We start from the raw sequence: 21,594 nt of genomic DNA, 5'->3' as shown, positions 1-21,594 counted from the left end.
TCATTTTTTCTTCCCCTGTCGGTCAGCTTTCTGCGTGATTGCAGTGTCCTGCATCATGCCGTCGGCCTCTATCAGTACAATACTCAGCGGATCAAACTCCTTCCCGCTCAGATTTATTGCCGTTCCACTGGTAATACGCTCATCCGGATAAGACAGTTTTTCTCCGACCGTGACTCCCACATAGCCGAAACCACTGTCTGCGAGGCTGCGGCAAAGCTCTCCCACGCTGTTTTTTCCTCCCGTAAGGAGAAAAATCTTCCTCTTTCCCTCACGCAGCGCAGCAGCAGCGTCAAACTCCCGGCCGTGCGCCGTTTCGAGCAGGGCGTCGTCCCAGGAAGTCATGAGCCTGGAAGCAAAATAGCTGATGGAGGAAATTCCGGGAAGTATACAGAACTGATACGCCCCACCCGGAAGATTTTCCGCCAGTTTTTTGGTCCCGCTGTAAAATCCGCTGTCCCCGGAATACAGGATGATCGCCTGCTGCCATCCGTCATTGGAGCGAAGCGCCTCCGCCACATCACGATCCAGATATGCGGCCCTGGCCTCCGGCATCCTGCCGGACGGATTTTCCCGCTTCAAAAGCTCTTTTGCCGTTTCCAGCATGCGCGGAGCTCCCAGCAGTAAATCACTGTTTTTTACCGCTTCCTTAACCTCCTCCGTCATCAGTGAGACGGCGCCCGGTCCGATTCCGGCCAGAATTACCTTTCGTCTCCCCTGCGGTGTTTCTTTGACGGAAAACCGTGAGAGCGTTTCAAACAGACTTTCCATTGTCTCGCCGTTCTCCTCCGGATGACCTATGATTACGGCCCTTACTCCGCACTCCTCTGCCGCTTCCAGCTTCTCGTCAAACCCTCCGGCCTTTCCCGTCTCCTTGGTGACAAGAAAAGCGGCATTGGCCTGACGCAGCATGGCCGCATTGATTTCTTTTGAAAAAGGCCCCTGCATACAGATCAGGTGTTTTCCCGAAATCCCCAGCTCTTCGCATTTCCGTACGACGGCGGAGGACGGAAGCACCCTGGCATAGATGCGCTCCCGCAGCCTGCCGGCCCCTGCAAACACCTCAAGTTCATTGCTGCCGGTTGTGACAAAGATGTTGCCCTCGCTCTTTTCAAGCCACGCCGCGGCCTCCGCCGGAGTCTGAAATGTGATATTTCCCACAGTTTCATGGCCGCTTTCCGTGCTTCTTGCGCAGCGCAGATATCCCGTCTTTGTCCTCCGGCATGCCTCTTTTATATTTTCCGTTGCATTCCTCGCATAAGGGTGGGTCGCGTCGATGACGAGCTCAATTTTTTTCTCCGTCAGCCAGTTTCGCATCTGTTCCGCATCCATGGCCCCCGTCACCGGCTTTATGTAACGGTCCTCTCCAAGCAGCTCTCTTCCGTATTCAGACACCACGCTCACGTAAGCCGGTATCCTGTTTTTACCGCAGTATTCCGCCAGGAGCCTCCCCTCGGTGGTTCCTCCGAATATCATTACCTTACACATCTTTATAACCTCTTGGCGTAACCATTCTTCCCCCGATGTCCCTTGTCATCCTGTTCCCGATAAAAACCGTTGTAAACATGTCGGCTGCGGTGTCCTTTAATTCCCCCAGCGTCATCACTTCCATTGTTTCGCCCTCACGGCCGATATTTTTCACCAGGCCGCAGACCGTTTTTTCGTCTTTATAACAGAGCAGGATTTCACAGGCCTGTTTCAGATAGTCGGAACGTTTCCTGCTGGCAGGATTGTAAAGACAGATATTAAAATCTCCCTCTGCCGCGGCCTTCAGCCGTCTCTTGATCGTTTCCATCGGAGTGAGAAGATCACTCAGGCTGATAACGGCAAAGTCGTGTCCCAAAGGAGCGCCGAGAACGGCTCCTCCGCTCAGGGCCGCCGTCACCCCCGGGATAATCTCGATTTCCACGCCCGGATATTCCGGCGCCAGTTCAAGAATCAGCCCGGCCATCCCGTAGACGCCGCTGTCGCCGCTGCAAATCATCGCCGTCACGTTTCCCCCGGCAGCCGATTCAAGAGCCATAATGCACCTTTCTTTTTCACGGCGCATCGGCGTTGTGAGAAGCTCTTTATCCGGAAAATGCTCTTTTATCAAATCGATGTAAACGGTATAACCGGCAATTACGCTGCACTCGTTCAGCACCTGCTCCGCTCTTATCGTCATCTGCCCATAGGCTCCCGGTCCAATCCCTACGACATATAATTTCCCTTTTTTGATTTCCTGCATCCTGTTTTTCTTCCCTTCTATCACATTCCATTTAAGTAACGGCATATCCGGATATTACCTCAGCCAAATACACTGCATCCAGATACCATTGCATCCGGACTCCATTGCACCCGGACTCCATTGCGCCCGGATACCATTGTACCCGGATACCATTGCATCCGGATACCATTGCACCCGGATACCCAACCCATCAGAATTTTACCGTAATTTCTCTCACCGCAGCCGCAGCCGTCACGGAAGGAAATATGCTTTTCCCTGCCGCCAGACGTGCCCTCCCGCCGCCGATCGCGGCGCCTGCGAGGGCCGATCGCTCACATACATTGCCAACTCCCGTCACACTTTTTACAAACTCCGATTCCGATGAACTGCCCTCTACCGCGCCCAGCTCTTCGGATGTAAAGACTTTCCATGTAAGGCCCCAGTCCGCGGCCAGCGTGATAAGAGCTTTCTCATCGCGTTTCAGGTCAATGCTGGCAAGCATGCCGACTGCCCGCCTGTCGATTCCGCAGGTCCTCAGAAGCTCCTCAGCCGCGTTTTTTGCGGCCTCCTCCGGTATACTTCGGCGACAGCCCATTCCCAGGACGGCAGCCCTCGGAATCAGGCGCAGAAGGCCGCAGACGTGCGTCCTATCCCCATCTTCGAAAGGAAGAGCGGCGCTGCTGCATGTAATGTAAATATTCCTCCGGTGCCGTACACCTTTATCAAGCGGCTTTGGTATCTCTCCCTCCACCGGAAAATCGCTGAAAAAGCCCACCGGTTCCCCCCTCAGAACGGCGGCGGATATCTCTTTTGCCTCTTTCAGATCATCGATTGCCAGTCCATTCTTTTTTGCAAAGAGATCCACGGCAAAAGCGTGATGCAGATCTGTCGCCGTCGTGATGACCGGCTGCGCTCCCAACACTTGTGCCGCCTCGGATGCCAGTTCATTGGCGCCTCCCAGATGGCCCGACAGAAGGGAAACGGCAAATTCCCCCAGCTCGTCCACCACAAGCACGGCCGGATCCTTGTCTTTTCCTTTTAAAAAAGGAGCAATGGAACGTACCGCAATTCCCGCAGCCCCGATGAAAACGAGTCCGTCCTCCTCGGCAAACGCCGTTTTCACAAACTCGCCCAGGGACATCCCAAGTCCGTGCACCGAAAAAGCCCGGGACTCATGCCCCAGGTTTTTAAAGCCGTTATCAAGTCTTTCACCGGTGACGCCGCCCTGGCCGGTGAAGCTAATGATTGCAATCCTCATCCTGCTCCCCTCCCTCGGCCGGCACGCCTTTCCTGAACTCCGTGGTGAAAACGGGATCGTAAAGTTTGGACCGCTCGTAGGAGCTGTGGGCAATAACGTCGCCCACCAGGATCAGGGCCGTCTTTGTAATCTGCTCCCTGGCCGCCGTCTCCTTAAGCGTCCCAACGGTACAGCACACCTTTTTCTCATCCGGCCAGGTGGCCTTATAGACAATGGCCGCCGGTGTTTCCTTCCCGTATCCGCCGCGCACCAGTTCTTCGGACAGAGGCCCCAGAAGACCCGTGCTCAGGAATACCGCCATCGTCGCCCCGTGCGCGGCAAAGGAGGCAATGCTCTCGCGCTCCGGCACGGGCGTCCTGCCCGCCATCCTGGTGATAATAAGACTCTGCGACACTCCCGGAAGCGTGTATTCCAGATTCATGGATGCCGCCGCCCCGCAGAAAGAGCTTACTCCCGGGCAGACCTCATATGTAATTCCCAGCTCGTCCAGCCGGTCCATCTGCTCCCGGATCGCCCCATAAATGCTGGAATCGCCCGTGTGGAGCCTGACCGTCGTTCTGCCTCCGTCTTCCGCTTCTTTAATTCTGGCGATCACTTCCTCAAGCGTCATCCTGGCGCTGTCAAAAACAGTGCAGCCCTCTTTTCTGTACTCAAGAAGCTCCGGATTTACAAGTGAACCCGCGTAGATTATCTGATCCGCCTCTCCCAGGAGTCTTGCCCCCCTCACCGTAATGAGGTCGGCCGCCCCAGAACCGGCTCCCACAAAATGTACCATCTGTTTTCCTCCAAAATATATTCTTCTGTGTTATTTTATTTTCCGTCCCTCACGATCAGCAGGGAATAGTATCCCGCCTCATCGGGAATCTCTTTTATACTGCCGTAAATCTTCTCATTCTCCATCCCGCAGTTTTCCACCATTTTGACATCGCGGCCCTGCCTTTCAAGAAGGCTCTTTACCTCGGAAAGTTTCTTTCCCGACTTCATCAGCACCTTTACGCCCGGCTGCTCCAGTGCATCCTCAATCTGATAGGATGCAGGAATAATATGAAGCTCCTCCTTCCCGTTCACCAGGGGGATACCCATTCGGGCCGCCGCCGCACAGAAAGAAGGAATCCCATTGATCAGCTCTGTGGCATACTGTTTCTCGTCCAGTCTTTCCTTAATATATAGGCAGGTAGAATAGACCGTGGTGTCTCCCAGCGTAATAAACGCCACATTCTCCCCCCGCCTGAGGCAGTCCTCCGTCCTTCTTACCGCCTCACTGTGGCTTTCTTCCAATAAGGCCCTGTCCTTTGTCATCGGCATCGGAAGACAGATGCACTTCTTCTCTGCCAGCTCCGGAACCGCCTGTACCGCTATTTTATATGCCACACACTGATCCCTGTCCTTGTGAGGGACGGCTAATGTGTCACACTCCTTCAGTCTTTTTACCGCCTTAATCGTCATAAGCTCCGGATCTCCGGGGCCTACTCCCACCGCGTACCATGTTCCAGTCATCTTTTGTCCGCCTTTACTATGTATTTTCGTGCACAGCCCCTGAATAAAATTTTCATTCAAAAGAGCCGACGATTTTATTCATAATTCATTATAATTATTCATCCATTTTCCTATTTCCAAGCGCCGACGCAAATTCCTTGGCCCCTGCCGTCATCGCAAGAATTCCGATTGTCCCGTTGAACAGAACGACCTCCGTGTCCACGCGGTACCGGCTCTTAAGACTCTCCTTCACCTGCACGGCCACAGTCTCCATTACCGGCCCCAGCCACTTTTCCTCTTCCAGATAATCTGCCGCCTCATCCGTCGTGTTCATTCCGTAAAGACGTTTGGCTCTCTCCTCCGGCATTCCGGCTTCTGCGGCGCAGTCTGCCAGAATTTCCATTCTTCTGTCGCCATATTTGGAATGGGTGTTCATAACGCCTCCCGCAACCTTAATCATCTTGCCGAGATGCCCCGCCAGAAGTACCTTTTCAATCTTTTCTTCCTCCATCATCCTGAAGGTATCACCGATAAAATTGCTGCATTTGACAAAAGAGGACATATCGAGTCCCAGTTCTTCCCTCACAAAGCGCTCCCCGTAATTACCCGGAGCCACCGCCAGGATTTTTTTTCCTCCGGCCGCCCTGACCCTGATATCCAGACGTATCGTTTCTATCAGCGCCGCCTCGCTCATCGGATTAACGATTCCCGTCGTTCCAAGAACGGAAATTCCTCCGGTAATCCCAAGGTTCGGGTTAAATGTCTTTGCAGCCAGTTCCGTTCCCTCGGGAATGGAAATCTCAATGAGAAGCCCGCTGTCCGGCTGTCCCGACAACTGCCTTGCCCCGTCGGCCGCCTCGAATATCATCGTGCGCGGCACCGGATTGATGGCATGGTATCCGACCGGGCACGACAGCCCCTTTCTGGTCACCATTCCCACGCCTTCTCCTCCCGTCAGATACAGTCCCGGATACATGTCCGAACCGTAACAGGGCATCTCCGAAGGCCTCTCCCCGGCAAAACTTACCCGTGCATAGACCAAGGCGCCGTTCGTCACATCCGGATCATCGCCTGCGTCCTTCTTTACCGAGCAAAGCGCCCACTTTCCTTCCAAAAGGTCGTAACCGCCGACCGGTATCACAAGCGTCTGCCCTCCGGGAGTCAATACCTCGACCACAGTCTCCCTGAACCCGGAGCAGAGAAGACGGACAGCAGCCCAGGCCGCCGCCGCCGCGCATGTTCCGGTTGTATAACCGCTCCTAAGTTCTTTCTCTTTCATCGTTCATACGGCCTTTCCAAATCTGAATCGAAAATGATTTCGATATCCATTATATTGGATCAGGTGTTATCTTTCAATACTTCCTTTTTCATTTCCCGCTTCCGTTTGGTGATGAGTCCGCCGATTCGTCCGCTTTCCTTGGCCGTCAGGCACCTCCAGCCTCCGTTTATTACCTTGTCGGCCAGTCCCAGTTCCGTTGCAATTTCAAACTTCATCATATCCTCCGGCTTCAAATCCGCCGGGTCGAATTTATCTTTCTTTTTCGTTTCACTGCCCATAAAAAAAGCACACTCCTTTCCAAAATGTACTTAGAGTATGCCCTGCGTCTTCCTGTATATACAATTTTTAGGGATATTTCCAATATTTACCTGAACAGAAAAATCCCGGATCGTTGACACCGTTATTTTTCAGAATATACTTAAATTATGTTCCCATACAAGTTTTTTACATTTTTTGACATATTTTTACCGACATTTTTTTCAAACATGGCCTCTATTTTGTTAAAATAGAAACGAGAATTTGTAACTAGGGGAGATTTAAATGGACATTGCAATTATAGAAGACTCTGGGCAAGAATTATCTTTACTGGAACGTTATCTCCAGACTTACCTGTCGAACCGCCAGGTATACAGAGTAATCGACACTTACACAAGCGGGGATGCATTTCTGGAAAACTGGCCTTCCAAATCCTATGATTTAATATTTCTGGACATACTAATGGACGGTATTTCCGGCATCGAGGTTGCCAGAAAAATCCGCGAAACCGATTCGGAATGTCTTTTGATTTTCATCAGTTCCAGTAAAGAATACGCCCTGCAGGGATTCGAGGTACGCGCTTTTGATTATCTGCTCAAGCCTCTGTCGGAAGAGCGTTTCCAGAGAACCATGGATCTGTGCCACAATGAGCTGGCTAAACATATCCGATATATCGAGGTAAAAGAAAGCCGTACGCTGGTCAAGATACCGCTGGGTGAAATCATCTACACTGATTATTACAATCACTATATTCAAATTCACACCTCTACCAGACTGATCCGTTCTTATCAGCAGTTTGACGTATTTTCACCGCTTCTGCTGTGCTATCCGCAGTTTCTGTGCTGTTACCGCAACTGTATTGTAAATATGGATCACGTCGCCTCCGTCGATAAGCACGATTTCATCATGGAGAATGGAGAGCGTGTACCCATCACCCGGGGCAACCGGAATGCCATCTACCAGCAGTATGCAGACTACCAGTTCTTAAAAATAAACGGAGGCATTTAAATGAATTTTTATTCATAAAAGCTGACACAGCCGTTCTTGTTAAAACGGCTGTGTCAGCTTTCAAAATGTTATCCATCCGGCTGCATGAAAGAACATCCGGCGCTTTATTTTCGTTTCTCTCAGTTCTTATCTGAAAATCTCACTTCCACCGATCCGGCGGAACAGTCAATACTTACGTTTTTCTCCGAACCGTTGTTGACCTTTGTATCATTGGAAAGGCCGGAATAAACCGAATCACCGATTAAAACATTGCCAACCGCATTATCCAGGTAGAAATTATAATCTTTCTCCCCTCCGGCCAGCTCTAAGGTAACCGCTCCGGCTTTCACCTCCGCCTCCATCTGGCGTTCTATATCTCCATATGCAGTGATGCTGCCTGCTTCCACTGAAAAGTCCGCTTTGCCTGCCTGAAAACTACCGAGCTGCAGCTCTCCCGCCTTGACACTCACATCGAGATCATCTGCATACACAGAAGCCGCTTTGATATATGATGCCTTTGCTTCCAGCTCTGCCTCACGGAAACGGTATCCCGGGGGAACCTCGATGATGCCCTGCGTATATCCGGTATCCTTTGACGGCCATGTATACTTTCTGCTGGGCCAGGAATACTTGACTGACAACTTGCCAGGTTCGTCGTCCGACTCTATCTCAATAATAGTATACGTATCATTCTTCATATAGACGAGGATCTCATCCGTCAGTTCCGGATTTTCCACTATTTTTACCGCCGATCGCTCTGCTTCTACTTCAAGCTTTGTAATATCCTTATAGGTTCCGACTAACTCCATCTCCTCTTTCGGACAGATGTTCAGGTTCTCGTAAGAATCACTGTCGGAACCGTCATCACCATCATCATACCGGTCGGAATCGATCGTAAGATTCCTGCCGCTCCTGTGACGCCGGCTGTTGAACCGCAGGGTGTCTTCAATATGTTCCATCAACCCGTCGTCAAAATGCCGCTCGGCCCAGTTTCCCACCATACCGCGCTCCTGTGTGGCATTCCCGACAACGGCCGCCAGTGCGGTGACCGCGGTACCGACTAAGAGCAGGACGATTCCGGTAATCGCTATGCCTTTCATCCATTTTTTCATCTCTCATCCTCCTCCGTTATACGCCTGTTTTCCGGCCGGAATTGCCACCGTCCCTATGCATAATCTTTTCAATAAAATGAACAATTCCCATGACCGCCCACGGCAGGAACCTGCCGTAAAACAGCCAGGAACAGCACAGAAGCAGACAGCCTGCTCCGCCGAACACCAGCCCCAGGCCGATACTCATCACTCCGCTCCAGAAACCTCCGAACAACTGCATGATTCCGGCTATCACCATGGCAACACCGCCCAGGATACCTGCTATCGTCAAAAGGGCAAGCACAAGGAGCACTGTGGCCAATACAACAACAAAACCGGTTGCCGTCCCGGCGGCCCCGAATACGGCCGCTATGGCAAATGGCCCAATGCAGAGGATTCCCAGAGCAATCAGAAGATATTTCCACCATTTGCTGTCGTTTGAGGGAACACCCTGGCCCTGGTTTTTGTCGGCGTAACTGCCTTTTTCATAGGTTCCCCGGCCGCTTCCCTGACCATAGCCCGCCTGGCCGTAACTTCCCTGGCCGCGGTTTGTCTGTCTGTAACTTCCCTGCCTGTAGCTTCCCTGTCTGTAATTACTCCGGCCGCTGTTTGCACGGTATCCCTGTTGATTTCCCGTATTACCGCTGCCGGAATGGTCTTCCCTCTGTTCTCCGTCTGGGCCGCCGTTATTCTGCTCCGCAGAACCGGACGTTTTCCCGTCATTCACCGCCGGATAAGCCGAGGTCCTGAACCGCCGGTCATCGTATCCATTATCGGTAAACTCGCCCGCGCTTTCCATTCCTCCCAGGAGATCGGTCCGTATCACGGAGGCAATCCGCTCCGGACTTCCAAACTCTTCAAGCACCGCTTCTTCCTGCTCCGGTCCTGCCTCCTCCAGATAATCTCTATAATAATCGATTGCGTCTCTTTTGTCATCCTCCGGAATATCCTGGAGCAGATATTCCAACTGTCTTAAAAATTCTTCTTTTTTCATCTTCCTCATACCTCCCCCAGGATCTCTGATATTCTGCGTGAATAGATGCTCCACTCACTCTTATAGAGGTTCAACTGAGCACGGCCGTTCTCCGTAATCTTGTAGTATCTTCTGTTTCTCCCGTCAATGGCCATATCGTAAGTTTCCAGACATTCCTCTTTCTGAAGCCGTCTCAGCACCGGATATAGGGTGGATTCCGAAATCTCAATGGCACGGCGGACATCCTGGGTGATCTTATACCCATAAGTCCCCTGATTTTCTCTGGAAACAGCGGCCAAAACTACTGCATCCAAAAGTGCTGCTCCTGTGTTAAATACCATTCTCTCACTTCCTGTTCTGTAGGGTTATGTTGTGTAGTAATGATACGGGGCCCGTATCGTTACCGGGTTATTTGCCGTCCTATAAGTTATAACGAGGGACGGGGGATGATTACTGCAATAATATTGTAGAAATTTTAATATTGTTGTGGACTTAATATTATTTTATTTAGTATATTGTTTTTATTTATATATTATATGTTATATAGTATAATGGTATTATATGATATATAATATTGGTTGTCAACAACTATTTTATTCTTAGGGGGAGGATTTAGTTGAAATGGGGGGACGCCGACTTCAGGATGGCGGACGGGCGGGGAAGTTGGCGGCTGAGGCTTCAGTAGTCCCGGCGAAGGTTGTCGCCAGGGGGAATCCGGGCTGAAAAAATTCCTACGGGGACCCGCTCCCGCTTGCGGAATGCGAAGCGGCTGCTAAGGATATGAAGGCGATAAAACACAAACGATGATATGCAAATGATAATATGAAAACCCTAAAATAGAGCTTCCAGGATTCCGCAATTCTTTCTGAAAGTTTACCGCCCATAAGCAAATAGCTTAAGAATAGGAAAGTCCGCCGCATATTATAATTTAGGATTGTGGATAACTTTCTAAAAAGCCAACGGTAATGCTCCGGAAATCAACAAGTATCCCGCTTTAAGACTTAAGTCCTATTTATACCGATTCACGGATAAACGTAGAGGCCGAAACAATACTCTTCCCCGGAATGATGAGGACAATCAGTCATGGCTGGCGGGACGCGGGATGGCGAAAACATTCGCGTCTTCAGTCCCGGCCGTAACCTTTCCTCCTCCCCCACCCGCATCCCCCTCCGCCCAGGACTGAAGACTTCCCTTATATATAAAGAAGACGCCTGCCATACCGGCAGACGTCCTTAATATTAATCTATTATCGCGATCCTGATTACTCAGCATCCTCCTGAGCAGCTACTGCATCGATATCTACGTCAGCGATGTCTCCATCATTGTACATATCTGACGGAGCTTCGAGAGCTTTTGTGCTGAGGCTGATCTTTCTGTCAGCTTCGTTGAAGTCTACAACTCTTGCTGTGATGATCTGGCCTGCAGATAAAACGTCGGATGGTTTCTCAACGTGCTCTCTGGAAATCTGGGATACGTGAAGCAGAGCATCTACGCCTGGCTCCAGCTCAACGAATGCGCCGAAATCAGTCATACGTGCTACTTTACCTTCTACAATGTTGCCTACAGCATATTTCTCTGCAGCGTTAGCCCACGGATTGGTCTCCGGGAACTTAAGGCTTAATGCAACCTTCTCGCCGTTGATGTCTTTGATCAGAGCCGTTACCTTATCGCCGACTTTGAAAACCTTCTTCGGGTTCTCAACTCTGCCCCAGGACATCTCGGAGATATGAAGTAAACCGTCAGCGCCGCCGAGGTCGATGAATGCACCAAAATCTGTTACATTCTTAACAACGCCCTCAACTGTCTGTCCAACAGCGATCTTCTCAAATAATTCTTTCTGCATAGCAGCCTTCTTAGCAAGCAGAAGCTGTTTTCTGTCGCCGATGATTCTGCTTCTTCTGCCGTTCGGATTGAACTCTGTTACCACGAATTCGATCTCCTGGCCTGCATATTTGGATAAATCTTTGTCGTAAGTATCGGAAACCATGCTTGCAGGGATGAATACCCTTGTGCCTTCCACTTCAACAACAAGACCTTTTTCCATAACCTGTGTAACTTTCTCTGTCAGTACTTCTTTGTTCTCGAATGCTTCTTTCAGGCGTTTTAATCCCTTATCGGCAGCCAGTCTCTTGTAAGATAAAGCAGCCATTCCTTCGCCGTCGTTTACTTTGAGAACTTTTACTTCCAGCTCGTCCCCTACGGAAACTTTTGTTGTTAAATCCACGTTTGGTTCATTCGTGAACTCACTTCTCGAAATAATACCTTCTGACTTACTTCCAGCGATACTGAGAATAATTTCATCTTCTTTTACGCCGATGACCTGACCGGTAACTGCCTCTCCTGCACGTAATCGCTTAATTGATGATTCTTCAAACATTTGTTCAAAACTTAATTCTGACATTAGTATGAACCTCCTCGATAATTTGATTCGGGGTTGATGCCCCTGCTGTAATACCTACGCTGCGCACAGAACCTGCCTTTTCAGGTTTGAAATCTTTCAGTGTCTGGATATAGTAAGTCTCCTTACATTCCCTTCGGCAAATCTCATACAACTTCTGAGTGTTAGAACTGTTTCTTCCTCCGATGACAATCATAACATCAACCTGTGAAGCTATCTGCCTTGCTTCCACTTGTCTTTCCTGTGTTGCATTGCAAATCGTATTTAAAACAAGTATATCATAACGCGTTTTAGAAATTTTTTCAACTAAATCTTGAAATTTATTGTAGTTAAATGTCGTCTGGGCAACAATACACAGCTTTTCGCCCTCTGTAATGCGTAATTTTTCAAATTCTTCAACCGTCTGGATGACTAGAGTATCGTCATTTCCCCATCCTTTTATTCCCTCAACTTCCGGATGGCTGCCATTTCCCACTATGATGACGCGGCGGCCCGCCTCATTCTGCTCTTTTACAATCCGGTGTATCTTTTTTACAAAGGGGCAGGTGGCGTCGACGACTTCAATTCCCTTCTCCTCCAGAATGTCGTAAATCGCTTTTCCGACGCCGTGGGATCGGATTACCACCACACCCTCCGTCAGTTTTCTCAGCTCGTCTTCCGTTTCAATGACTTTTACGCCCTTCTCCTCCAGATCCCGGACCACCTCTTCGTTATGGATGATCGGGCCGAAGGTATAAATCGGCGTTTTGCCTTTTTCAATCTGTTCATAAACCTGATCCACAGCCCGCTTTACGCCAAAGCAGAAACCGGCTGTCTTTGCAACAATTACTTCCATATTATTCCCCTTCTGCTGAAGCCTTCGTAACAGTTCAGATAGGTCTGCGCATGCCGGGTACACGCCCCATTTTATATCCCTGTGCACAGAAGGACGGTTAACAGCCGCAGCAGCCCTTGCTGCCCGCATCCTCCACCAGGCTCTCCATCTCATTAAGCACTTCTTCCAGCGTCATATTGGAGGAGTCCAGAAGGACCGCATCCTCCGCCTGTTTCAGCGGTGCAATTTCCCGGTGCATATCACGGTAATCGCGATCAATGATATCCTTTTCAATCGCTTCCAGGTCGCACTCCACATTCTTCTCCTGCAGTTCCTTATAGCGGCGGAGCGCCCTGACCCGGCTGCCCGCGGTCAGATATACCTTCAGGTTGGCGTCGGGAAGCACGCATGTGCCGATGTCCCGGCCGTCCATAACCACGTCTTTTCTCTGCGCCAGTTTTCTCTGCAGTTCCAGCAGTTTCTTTCTGACGGGTGCGTAGACCGATGTGGCGGACGCCATATTGCCTACCTCTTCGGTTCTGATGAGACCCGTAACATTCTCCCCGTTCAGGATGAGCTGCTGGGCCCCGTCTTTATATTCAAGGGAGATTTCCACTTCACCGCAGGCTTCCTCAATCGCCCTGCCGTCTTCCTTATCAATTCCTTTTCTCAGAAAATACAGTGCCATTGCTCTGTACATGGCGCCTGTATCCACATAAATATATCCAAGATTTTTTGCAAGCTGCCTTGCAACCGTGCTCTTGCCCGCTCCCGCAGGCCCGTCAATCGCTATATTAAACGGCATTTTTCCTGTTCCTCCCTGATATTTAACTTTATCTCTACTGCGCGCCTGCCGCGCTCCTGCCGGCCAGAAACCCGGTCGACCAGGCAATCTGAAGGTTATATCCTCCCGTCACCGCATCCAGATCCAGAACTTCCCCGGCAAAGTAAAGGTTCTTCGTCAGTTTTGATTCCATCGTGGAGGGATTCACCTCTTTTACGGTAATTCCGCCCTGGGTGATAATGGCCTCATTGAATCCCCGCAGCCCCGTGATCGTGAGTTTAAAATCCTTTGTGGCTTCCACAAGTTTTCTCCGCTCTTCCTTGGTAATCTCATTGACCTTCTTTTCGGGAGCAATGCCGCTCCTTTTTATCATGACGGGAATCAGTTTAGAGGGATACAGATGATTCAGCGCATTGCTGAACTGTTTGTTTTTCACCTCATCAAAATCCCTGAGGATTCTGGCATCCAGCTGCTCCCCGGAGAGGGCCGGCTTCAGGTCGATGGACAGCGTGACCGTGTCCCCCTTTAAAAGCCGCTTTGCAACATAACTGCTGGCGCTTAAAAGCACCGGCCCGGAGACGCCGAAATGCGTAAACATCATTTCACCAAAGTCGCGGTAAAGCTCTTTCTTTCCGTCGCTCACCGAGATCTCTATGTTTTTGAGCGCCAGGCCCTGAAGCTCTTTCACCACATCCTCCGCCGTAATGAACGGGACCAGAGCAGGGCTCATCTTTGTGACGCTGTGTCCCGCCTCCTTTGCAAGGCGGTATCCGTCACCCGTGGCCCCGGTGGTCGGGTAGGACAGGCCGCCCGTCGCCACGATGACGGCCGATGCGCTCTCCTTCTTACCGCCGTGTTCCAGTATCACTCCTTTTACGGCGCCCCCCTCCATCCAGAGGCTCTTCACGCCTTCGTTTAAGCGGACTTCCACATCCAGGCTCTTAAGCTTTCCTGCAAGGGCGTTTATCACGTCCGAGGACTTGTCCGATACGGGAAAAACACGGCCTCCGCGTTCCGTCTTAAGGGGGCAGCCCGCCTCCTTAAGCAGATCCATGATGTCCGTGTTGGTAAAACCGTAAAATGCGCTGTACAAAAAACGTTTGTTGGTGACTACACTGGAAAACAGCTGTTCCAGATCGCAGTCGTTCGTCACGTTACAGCGACCTTTTCCGGTGATAAAAATTTTCTTACCCAGTTTCTCATTTTTCTCATATATAACGGCCTTTTTGCCGCATTCAGCAGCGGCGATGGCAGCCGCCATGCCTGCTGCCCCGCCGCCGATTATAATAATCTTATCCATCCTGTAATTTCATCCAGGCTTTCGCCCGCTCCTTTATGCGTTTACAGTAGAATACTATGAATTGCGCTCTTTTTCAACCTCTTTTATTTTTTGCTCCAGCGCTTCCACCACCGTTTTTAAGACTTTTACCCTGGCATAGTACTTGGAATTGCCCTCCACGATGGTCCACGGCGCATAGGTGGTGGAGGTGCGCACCAGCATCTCATTGACCGCAGCTTCATAAGCATCCCACTTTTCCCTGTTTCTCCAGTCCTCGTCCGTGATCTTCCACTGTTTGGCCGGATCGTTCATCCTCTGGTTGAAACGGCGTTCCTGCTCTTCCTTGTCTATATGGAGCCAGAACTTCAGGACCACGGCGCCGAAGTTCGCCATATGGGCCTCCATCTCGTTTATTTCCTGATATGCCCGGCGCCAGTCCTCCTCTTTGCAGAAGCCCTCGATCCGTTCCACCATGACACGGCCGTACCAGGTCCTGTCGAAGATTGCAATGTGGCCCGCCTTCGGCATATTATTCCAGAAACGCCACAGATAGTGATGGATTTTCTCTATATCATTGGGAGCGGCCGTCGGGTTTACTTTATAGCCTCTCGGATCCAGATGGCTGGTCAGTCTTCTGATAGCTCCACCCTTGCCTGACGCATCCCAGCCCTCAAATCCGATTACCACCGGAATTCTCAGGCGGTAGATCTCGCTGTGGAGATATTCAAGCCTCTTCTGCAGCTTATCCACTTCCGCTTTGTACTCGCTCTTATCCAGTGATTTCGTCAAATCGACGCCAGAGAGCACGCCGTTTTTGAAACGATCCTGGGGTATGGGAGCGGCAGCCATGGCGGCCATTTCCTTCTTCTCAGCCTCCCGTCTGTTCACCTCATATTCCATGCGGTCGGCCACCGTGGCAAGAATCTTCATCGCCGCGTAATTTTTGTCCGTGGCTTCGATGATCGTCCACGGAGCATAGCCGGTATCGGTCTGCTGAAGCATCTCCTCGTTCATCATCAGGTATTTGTCATATTCCTTATTTCTCTTCCAGTCGCCGTCCGAGACGCGCCATTTTGTCTCTTTATTCGACGTCAGTTTTTCAAAACGCTTTTTCTGCTCTTTCTGTGAAATATAGAGGAACAGCTTGATAATCACACAGCCGCCTTCCGAAAGCTGTTTTTCGAAGGAGGTAATGTCGGCAAAGGCCCCTGGAAGCTCATCACGCTTTGTAACCTTGTCAAAACGGTCCACGGTTACCTTATCGTACCAGCTCCTGTCAAAGATGGCAATACGGCCATCCTCCGGCGTCTTGGTCCAGTAGCGCCACAGGAAGGGGCGCATCCGCTCTTCCTCTCCCGGTTTCCTGCTGGCATAGACATCAAAGCCCCTTGGGTCGAAGGACTGAATCAGGCGGTTGATCTGTACGCCTTTTCCGGCGGCTCCCAATCCCTCAAACACAATCACCACCGGAATTTTCTCTGCCTTGCACTTTCTCTGCAGCAGGCCCAGGCGCTCTCCCAGCTCCTCACCGACCTGTTTATAAGTCTCTTTGTCAACCGTTTTTTGCAGATCCACCTTCTCCAGCATATCTTCCCTCCGTTTCTAAGCCTCTTCTGGCTCACTCTGAGATGTTGTCACTGTCATTGCCTCGTGTTCCTTCTTTATTTCATGGTACAGATGTACCGAATCCCAATCCTTGTTCACCGGAGTCAGTATAGCCTTATAATCGATGCGGCCGATTCCCTTTCTGCGGAGTGACTTGATGAAAGCGTCTACCTGTGGTGAGGTGAGGCCTGCGAGAAGCGCCATCTCATCCTCAAAACCCTCCGACGCCAAAGCTTCGTCCGAAGGACTTGCGGCAGCGGTCAATTCTTCCATTCCCTTTACTCCGGCGAGCGTTCCCAGGGGTTTCATATAATCCTCTTTCTCCACCTGTCTGATACGGAATCCCAGAGGCAGAAGCGCCTGCCTGATTTTCATCAGCCTGTCCTTGTCGTTAAAGTTATAAAGAAGCACTGTTTCTTTCATCAAATTTTCTCTCCTTTAAGAATTTCCTTTTTCAGAACAGAGTAAGCTGTTCGTACTGGTAATTTTTCTTATATGAATGAATTATATCCGGCATTTTGTATAAAATACCGGCTTTCACGCATTCTTTCTCAAACAGGCCGTAAAGGCTCCTTGCCTTCGGGCTGCTGCAAAAATATCGGTCTCCGTATCGTTTTTCATACTGCTGCCTCAGATTCTCCCCCGGGAAAATCCGATCAAGACTGCTGTAAAAATAATCTCTCTGGCGATCCCGAAGCGTCACGCCGAACATGGGATAAATAAATCTGGCTTTCGATTCCCTGGCAAGTTCAATCATGCCCAGTATATTTTCCTTTGTGTCTTCCAGAAACGGCAGCACCGGGGTCATCACGACTCCGGTGTAAAGGCCGGCGTCATTTAGTTCCTTCACCGCCTTAAAACGCTCCGACGATGGAGGAACTCCCGGCTCCAGCTTCTTTGAAAGGGCGTCGTCGCAGGTCGTAATCGTGAGCATGCAGTTGACCGGGGACTGCTCGGCAATCACCTGGTAGAGCAGGATATCCCTCAGGATTCCCGTACTCTTTGTGAGCATGGACACGCCGAAGCCAAAGGCCCCTATCAGTTCCAGGCTGTGCATCGTCAGTTCCATCTTTGTCTCGTGGGGATTGTAGGGATCACTCATGGCCCCGGTGCCTACCACGCCTTTCTTCACCTTGCGCCTTAAGTCGTCCCTGACAATGAGAAGGGCATTTTCCTTTGCCTTCACATTTTCAAAGTCCTCCACCCTGTAACAGCTGCTCCTGCTGTCACAGTAGATACAGCCGTGGCTGCAGCCGCGGTACAGATTCATATTATAGTCACTGCCGAACCAGGAGGTATCCTTATTCTTCGTCACAATCGTCTTCGCGGGAATCAGTTCCATTCATCCGTTCCTCTCTGGCTGCTTCTGCAGGGACTTCCTGTTTTACAGGGGCCCTTGCCCGGACAGACTCCGTCCACTTTTTTAGCCCCCGCCATGCGCAGGAATTCCCTCATGGCCGCTGTGATATATTTTCCTTTTTTGCTGGCAAACACAACTCTCCTGCACGCCAGCGGATCACCGATTTTATAGTAGACCAGCTTCTCATTCTCAGGCAGGCAGCCGATAATGTCCGCCCGGATGAATACGGCTCCCACGCCGTTGGAAGCGATGTTCATGGAGGTCAGGACCTGATCCATCTGGATTGCCACCTTGGGGGTGAATCCCGCATTTCTGCACATGTTAAAGCTCCTCTGGTACATGTCGTTGCCCGGCTTCATTATAATGAAGGGAATATCCTTAAAAAGCTCCAGAGGCACCGGTTCATAAGAATCCGACAGAAACCGTTCCGTAACGACATCCTGATAGGACAGACGGTAGGGCTGCAGCCTCTTATTGATGGGATAGGAGGCCGGTACCAGGAGGATAATCTCCTCATTTTTGAAAAAGAACCGTTCCACCGAGGAATCCTCATAGAGAGCCGTCTCGATGACCAGATCAAGCGATTCGTCCTCAAGCCCTTCCTTCAGTTCCTTGACATTCCCCTCCAGAAGATCGATTGTCACATTGGGATACTTCTCCCTGAAACGTCCTATCAGATCCGGAAAGACGAAGGAACAGAAAAATGAGGCTCCCCCGATTGACAGGGAACCCGTGTTAAGCTCCCTCAAATCCTTGAAATAGGCCTGCAGATTTCTCTGGATAAACAGGATCTCTTCAATTGATTTAATATAATATGCGCCCTCTTTTGTGACTGTAAGCGGTATTGTGCTTCGGTCAAAAATGGGCGCACCTATCTCATTTTCCGCCTTCCGCACCATGTTGCTCAGCGCCGGCTGGCTGATAAATAATTTTTTCGCTGCTTTTGAAAAGCTTTTTTCCTGATACACTGAATACACATATCTCATTTCATTCAGCAAGTAAATTCCTCCCGTCCTTATATGTATATTGCGATAAAAAGCCTGTCATGAAAACATCCCATCATTGCCGGAAGATGAAGCGCACGCGCTGCGCACAGATCACCGTTATCAACGATATAGGGCCCACTTCATGAAGCCTTACATCATCAAAACAGAAATCTACTTCTGGCAGCGCCGGAAGCAGATTTCTGTTGGCTGGATAACGTATTATCCTGATGTATTTATTTTACCACTATTTTCCTTCCCAGGCAAATTACTTTTCCATTTTCTTATCGTAAATATCATATCTGCTAATCTGCGTTTACTTTACCATCCCGCTGGAAGAAGCTTGAATGCACCCAGAATGGCATATATAATGGTTCCGCTGTAAAGAAGTATTATGATTCCCTGAATGACCGGATTATACATCCATCCGCAGTTCCAGTCAGGCTCAATCTCACCTTTTTTTCTCGCCCCCTTGAGCATGAAGATTGGAAGAATCGCCATGATTGCGCCGGCAAATGTACCGGAGAAATAGATTGCATCCACAAAGCCCACAGCTCCGCTGAGAGTAAGTGCAAGCGGTATTCCCACAATCACGATTGTAATCGGCAGACGGATTTTTACGTCCTCGTCCGAGTGGAATTTAAATTTATCGACAATATTGGAAAGCAGTGTCTGGGAAATGGCCCAGTACGATGTAAGCATTGCAATCAGTGCAAAAATGTTGGCAATATAAAGCGCCCATAATCCCAGGGAACGTCCCCATGCAATTGTTGCAACCTGTGTCAGATCCTCGGAAGGTGTGATGTACATAACACCCATTGGAACGATAATCAGGAGGATACAGACAATAAGCTGGCCGATGGCAATGGCCGGAGCCAGTTTTTTCGGATCATGGGACAGGCCCCTCGCCAGATCGGGTACCAGGTACTGTCCGATATAGCTGAATGCCGCAACGTTAAAAATCGGGATTGCATAAGTCCAGTTGCTCGTAAAAATTCTCGACAGGTCGCCGTTTTTGGCGATCATGGATGCCGCCGTCAGGACTACCAGCATGACAATCATGCCGATACTCATCAGCTTATTGCCGACGCCCATGGCCTTTAATCCAAACCAGGCAACACCCGCCGCCGGAACCAGGAAAATCAGGGTACCGACCCAGTCCGGAACACCCAGAAGCTCATTCATGATGTTTCCGCTGCCCGAAAAGTAAGCGATCATACAGCTTAAGGAGTTGATTACCACGGCTATGAATATGAGAATCGAACCCGCAGGCCCCAGGTATCGCTCCGCCAGTCCGGGAAGCTGGACCATCGTCCTCGTCCTGAGCGTTGTCTCCGCCACGTACATCATTGAAAACAGGGTCAGTACGCCGGTGACGATAAACCAGAATACCAGAACCGGAAGTCCGGCCAGCCTGGCCGAATACGCTGTTCCCAGACAGCCCGATCCGATTCCGCAGCCTACAACCGAAAATACGACTTCCGCAGGTGTCAGTTTATGTATTTTTAACGCGCCTTCTTCATATTTCGGCTGCGTCTTTTCGTTTTTTTCATTTTCCCCCATTATGTTTTGCCCCCGTTCCTAGTATTTCTCAACTGCGTCCATGGAGAAGGTGTCTTCCTTGAAATCATTGAAATAAGGAATACGGCTTCTTACCTTCAGGACCTCATTCATGTCAATCTCGCATACGAGCAGTTCTTCTTCCGTCTTGGAAGCTTCCGCCTGCACAACGCCGTCCGGGCCGACAATTTTCGAGGTACCGCAGCAATTGTCGTATACAGGGTTGGAACCCGCCATAAACATCAGGTTAAACAGTGCGTTTCCTGCAAGATCCACATCCCATCTGCGGGCCGCCGGGATGCTCCAGACTGCGGAACAGAATACCAGCTCGGCTCCCTTGAGGGCTTCAATTCTGGATGGCTCCGGGAACTCCACGTCATAGCAGATCAGCATGCCGATCTTACCGAACTTGGTGTTGATTACAGGGAAACTGTCTCCTTCACAGAATTTTAATTTTTCCGTGCCCCAGGCGTTTACTTTTCTCATATTTCCGATCACTTCGCCGTTGTCATCAATAAATATGCATGAATTATACATTTTTCCGGGTATATGTACGGATTCGGCATAGCCCGCAATGATGTGCATGCCCTTTGCCTTTGCGCATTTTCTCATCGTCTGGACAAACGGCCCGTCAACCGGCTCCGCCAGTCTCTGCAGTTCTTCCGATTCCAGGAAATATCCTGTGTAGGCAAGTTCCGGGAAACAGATAATATCCACATCCTGTTCCGCCGCCTCATCAATCATCTCCATCATCTTACGCAGATTTTCCTTTGTATCGCCCTGGATTACTTTCATCTGGCCGAGAGCGATTTTAACTTTTCTGTCTTGTCCCATTTCCTCTTCTCCTTTTCATAATATCCCGCCATACGATCCCCTTTCATATGAAGCTTTCCCCGTACCGTATGCAGTGTTTATACATTATAGTTTAAGGCGATAAATGGGGGTTTTCATCTGTTATACAGATTTTTCTATGCCTTATAACTTTACAATTATAACTGTTATTATTGCAGGGAAATACAGGGAGGAATTCTCCCGCGCCGGGTGCGGCCTCGCGGAGCGTTTTTTGATTCTTAGGACGTAATCTCCTATGAATGAAAGAAAGGGAGCGCTCCTTCACAGGAACGCCCCCTCGGGGTGATCTTATAATAATTATTCTTCGCCCAGGCAGACCATCTTGCCGTCTTTTACGATTAACTCATCATCAAAGGTGATGGTTGGGTTGTACTGTACCATGTCGATATGTACTGTGGAACGTGCAGGCTGGCCATAGTAGAAGCCGTTGCCCATTG

The 21,594-nt window shown here is 50.1% G+C and carries 21 protein-coding genes; 1 reads left to right on the top strand and 20 read right to left on the bottom strand.

Going from position 1 to position 21,594, the window contains the following annotated elements; translation table 11 throughout:
• The 7 genes from cobK to QZT18_RS17625 form a co-directional block, all read right to left on the bottom strand.
• Positions 1-1,485 carry a precorrin-6A reductase gene (gene cobK, locus QZT18_RS17655; protein WP_294149933.1) on the bottom strand — a complete coding sequence of 495 codons (1,485 nt, stop codon included), beginning with the start codon at positions 1,483-1,485 and terminating at the stop codon, positions 1-3.
• Positions 1,478-2,224 (bottom strand): precorrin-3B C(17)-methyltransferase, encoded by a 747-nt coding sequence (gene cobJ, locus QZT18_RS17650; protein WP_366925919.1) that lies wholly within the window; start codon positions 2,222-2,224, stop codon positions 1,478-1,480. The genes cobK and cobJ overlap by 8 nt, the downstream gene beginning before the upstream one ends.
• A 190-nt stretch (positions 2,225-2,414) precedes the next feature.
• On the bottom strand, positions 2,415-3,461 hold the full coding sequence (locus QZT18_RS17645) for a cobalt-precorrin 5A hydrolase (RefSeq protein WP_294149929.1): 1,047 nt from the start codon (positions 3,459-3,461) through the stop codon (positions 2,415-2,417).
• Entirely contained in the window at positions 3,442-4,236 is a 795-nt protein-coding gene (gene cobM / locus QZT18_RS17640) for a precorrin-4 C(11)-methyltransferase (RefSeq protein ID WP_294149927.1), read from the bottom strand. Before cobM ends, QZT18_RS17645 begins: the two co-directional genes overlap by 20 nt.
• A 35-nt stretch (positions 4,237-4,271) precedes the next feature.
• Positions 4,272-4,958, bottom strand: coding sequence for a precorrin-2 C(20)-methyltransferase (gene cobI / locus QZT18_RS17635; RefSeq protein WP_294149925.1), 687 nt, complete (start codon positions 4,956-4,958; stop codon positions 4,272-4,274).
• Positions 4,959-5,052: 94 nt separating this feature from the next.
• On the bottom strand, positions 5,053-6,216 hold the full coding sequence (gene cbiD / locus QZT18_RS17630; protein ID WP_294149923.1) for a cobalt-precorrin-5B (C(1))-methyltransferase CbiD: 1,164 nt from the start codon (positions 6,214-6,216) through the stop codon (positions 5,053-5,055).
• Between the two features lie 59 nt (positions 6,217-6,275).
• Positions 6,276-6,494 (bottom strand): small, acid-soluble spore protein, alpha/beta type, encoded by a 219-nt coding sequence (locus QZT18_RS17625; RefSeq protein ID WP_294149920.1) that lies wholly within the window; start codon positions 6,492-6,494, stop codon positions 6,276-6,278.
• A 262-nt stretch (positions 6,495-6,756) separates the two neighbouring features.
• Here QZT18_RS17625 and QZT18_RS17620 point away from each other — a divergent pair, with 262 nt between their 5' ends.
• On the top strand, positions 6,757-7,479 hold the full coding sequence (locus QZT18_RS17620; protein WP_294149919.1) for a LytTR family DNA-binding domain-containing protein: 723 nt from the start codon (positions 6,757-6,759) through the stop codon (positions 7,477-7,479).
• Between the two features lie 119 nt (positions 7,480-7,598).
• Here QZT18_RS17620 and QZT18_RS17615 read toward each other — a convergent pair whose 3' ends face one another.
• The 13 genes from QZT18_RS17615 to QZT18_RS17555 form a co-directional block, all read right to left on the bottom strand.
• Positions 7,599-8,570, bottom strand: a complete 972-nt coding sequence (locus QZT18_RS17615) for a DUF4097 family beta strand repeat-containing protein (protein ID WP_294149917.1) — start codon at positions 8,568-8,570, stop codon at positions 7,599-7,601.
• Between the two features lie 16 nt (positions 8,571-8,586).
• Positions 8,587-9,543 carry a DUF1700 domain-containing protein gene (locus QZT18_RS17610; protein ID WP_294149915.1) on the bottom strand — a complete coding sequence of 319 codons (957 nt, stop codon included), beginning with the start codon at positions 9,541-9,543 and terminating at the stop codon, positions 8,587-8,589.
• 5 nt (positions 9,544-9,548) lie between these two features.
• Positions 9,549-9,863 carry a PadR family transcriptional regulator gene (locus QZT18_RS17605; protein ID WP_003506802.1) on the bottom strand — a complete coding sequence of 105 codons (315 nt, stop codon included), beginning with the start codon at positions 9,861-9,863 and terminating at the stop codon, positions 9,549-9,551.
• A 920-nt stretch (positions 9,864-10,783) separates the two neighbouring features.
• Positions 10,784-11,923, bottom strand: coding sequence for a 30S ribosomal protein S1 (rpsA, locus tag QZT18_RS17600; protein WP_294149906.1), 1,140 nt, complete (start codon positions 11,921-11,923; stop codon positions 10,784-10,786).
• Entirely contained in the window at positions 11,904-12,755 is an 852-nt protein-coding gene (gene ispH / locus QZT18_RS17595) for a 4-hydroxy-3-methylbut-2-enyl diphosphate reductase (RefSeq protein WP_294149904.1), read from the bottom strand. Before ispH ends, rpsA begins: the two co-directional genes overlap by 20 nt.
• A gap of 97 nt (positions 12,756-12,852) precedes the next feature.
• Complete coding sequence (cmk, locus tag QZT18_RS17590) at positions 12,853-13,539, bottom strand: (d)CMP kinase (RefSeq protein ID WP_294149902.1); 687 nt, start codon at positions 13,537-13,539, stop codon at positions 12,853-12,855.
• Between the two features lie 34 nt (positions 13,540-13,573).
• Positions 13,574-14,818, bottom strand: coding sequence for an NAD(P)/FAD-dependent oxidoreductase (locus tag QZT18_RS17585; protein WP_294149898.1), 1,245 nt, complete (start codon positions 14,816-14,818; stop codon positions 13,574-13,576).
• 54 nt (positions 14,819-14,872) lie between these two features.
• Entirely contained in the window at positions 14,873-16,384 is a 1,512-nt protein-coding gene (gene pap / locus QZT18_RS17580; protein ID WP_294149896.1) for a polyphosphate:AMP phosphotransferase, read from the bottom strand.
• 15 nt (positions 16,385-16,399) lie between these two features.
• Positions 16,400-16,825 carry a DUF3783 domain-containing protein gene (locus QZT18_RS17575; protein WP_294149893.1) on the bottom strand — a complete coding sequence of 142 codons (426 nt, stop codon included), beginning with the start codon at positions 16,823-16,825 and terminating at the stop codon, positions 16,400-16,402.
• A gap of 31 nt (positions 16,826-16,856) precedes the next feature.
• On the bottom strand, positions 16,857-17,744 hold the full coding sequence (locus tag QZT18_RS17570) for a radical SAM protein (RefSeq protein ID WP_294149891.1): 888 nt from the start codon (positions 17,742-17,744) through the stop codon (positions 16,857-16,859).
• The gene (locus tag QZT18_RS17565; RefSeq protein WP_294149888.1) at positions 17,735-18,760 is read right to left on the bottom strand and encodes a LysR family transcriptional regulator; all 1,026 of its coding nucleotides are present in this window, start codon (positions 18,758-18,760) and stop codon (positions 17,735-17,737) included. Before QZT18_RS17565 ends, QZT18_RS17570 begins: the two co-directional genes overlap by 10 nt.
• A 306-nt stretch (positions 18,761-19,066) precedes the next feature.
• Positions 19,067-20,308, bottom strand: coding sequence for an aromatic amino acid transport family protein (locus QZT18_RS17560; RefSeq protein WP_294149885.1), 1,242 nt, complete (start codon positions 20,306-20,308; stop codon positions 19,067-19,069).
• 18 nt (positions 20,309-20,326) lie between these two features.
• Positions 20,327-21,139 carry a nitrilase-related carbon-nitrogen hydrolase gene (locus tag QZT18_RS17555; RefSeq protein ID WP_294149883.1) on the bottom strand — a complete coding sequence of 271 codons (813 nt, stop codon included), beginning with the start codon at positions 21,137-21,139 and terminating at the stop codon, positions 20,327-20,329.
• Positions 21,140-21,594: the final 455 nt, after the last annotated feature.

Source organism: uncultured Clostridium sp., assembly GCF_900547735.1.
Taxonomy (GTDB): domain Bacteria; phylum Bacillota; class Clostridia; order Lachnospirales; family Lachnospiraceae; genus Otoolea.
This window is presented reverse-complemented; position numbering and strand designations above follow the sequence as displayed.

What these genes read in the sequence shown, in the direction of transcription:
- cobI (WP_294149925.1), bottom strand. Translation starts at nt 4,958, where the DNA reads ATGACTGGAACATGGTACGCGGTGGGAGTAGGCCCCGGAGATCCGGAG.
- cmk (WP_294149902.1), bottom strand. Translation starts at nt 13,539, where the DNA reads ATGCCGTTTAATATAGCGATTGACGGGCCTGCGGGAGCGGGCAAGAGC.
- QZT18_RS17610 (WP_294149915.1), bottom strand. Translation starts at nt 9,543, where the DNA reads ATGAAAAAAGAAGAATTTTTAAGACAGTTGGAATATCTGCTCCAGGAT.
- QZT18_RS17605 (WP_003506802.1), bottom strand. Translation starts at nt 9,863, where the DNA reads ATGGTATTTAACACAGGAGCAGCACTTTTGGATGCAGTAGTTTTGGCC.
- pap (WP_294149896.1), bottom strand. Translation starts at nt 16,384, where the DNA reads ATGCTGGAGAAGGTGGATCTGCAAAAAACGGTTGACAAAGAGACTTAT.
- cobK (WP_294149933.1), bottom strand. Translation starts at nt 1,485, where the DNA reads ATGTGTAAGGTAATGATATTCGGAGGAACCACCGAGGGGAGGCTCCTG.
- QZT18_RS17555 (WP_294149883.1), bottom strand. Translation starts at nt 21,139, where the DNA reads ATGGGACAAGACAGAAAAGTTAAAATCGCTCTCGGCCAGATGAAAGTA.
- QZT18_RS17625 (WP_294149920.1), bottom strand. Translation starts at nt 6,494, where the DNA reads ATGGGCAGTGAAACGAAAAAGAAAGATAAATTCGACCCGGCGGATTTG.
- QZT18_RS17560 (WP_294149885.1), bottom strand. Translation starts at nt 20,308, where the DNA reads ATGGGGGAAAATGAAAAAAACGAAAAGACGCAGCCGAAATATGAAGAA.
- rpsA (WP_294149906.1), bottom strand. Translation starts at nt 11,923, where the DNA reads ATGTCAGAATTAAGTTTTGAACAAATGTTTGAAGAATCATCAATTAAG.
- QZT18_RS17585 (WP_294149898.1), bottom strand. Translation starts at nt 14,818, where the DNA reads ATGGATAAGATTATTATAATCGGCGGCGGGGCAGCAGGCATGGCGGCT.
- cbiD (WP_294149923.1), bottom strand. Translation starts at nt 6,216, where the DNA reads ATGAAAGAGAAAGAACTTAGGAGCGGTTATACAACCGGAACATGCGCG.
- QZT18_RS17615 (WP_294149917.1), bottom strand. Translation starts at nt 8,570, where the DNA reads ATGAAAAAATGGATGAAAGGCATAGCGATTACCGGAATCGTCCTGCTC.
- QZT18_RS17620 (WP_294149919.1), top strand. Translation starts at nt 6,757, where the DNA reads ATGGACATTGCAATTATAGAAGACTCTGGGCAAGAATTATCTTTACTG.
- cobM (WP_294149927.1), bottom strand. Translation starts at nt 4,236, where the DNA reads ATGGTACATTTTGTGGGAGCCGGTTCTGGGGCGGCCGACCTCATTACG.
- QZT18_RS17575 (WP_294149893.1), bottom strand. Translation starts at nt 16,825, where the DNA reads ATGAAAGAAACAGTGCTTCTTTATAACTTTAACGACAAGGACAGGCTG.
- cobJ (WP_366925919.1), bottom strand. Translation starts at nt 2,224, where the DNA reads ATGCAGGAAATCAAAAAAGGGAAATTATATGTCGTAGGGATTGGACCG.
- ispH (WP_294149904.1), bottom strand. Translation starts at nt 12,755, where the DNA reads ATGGAAGTAATTGTTGCAAAGACAGCCGGTTTCTGCTTTGGCGTAAAG.
- QZT18_RS17570 (WP_294149891.1), bottom strand. Translation starts at nt 17,744, where the DNA reads ATGGAACTGATTCCCGCGAAGACGATTGTGACGAAGAATAAGGATACC.
- QZT18_RS17645 (WP_294149929.1), bottom strand. Translation starts at nt 3,461, where the DNA reads ATGAGGATTGCAATCATTAGCTTCACCGGCCAGGGCGGCGTCACCGGT.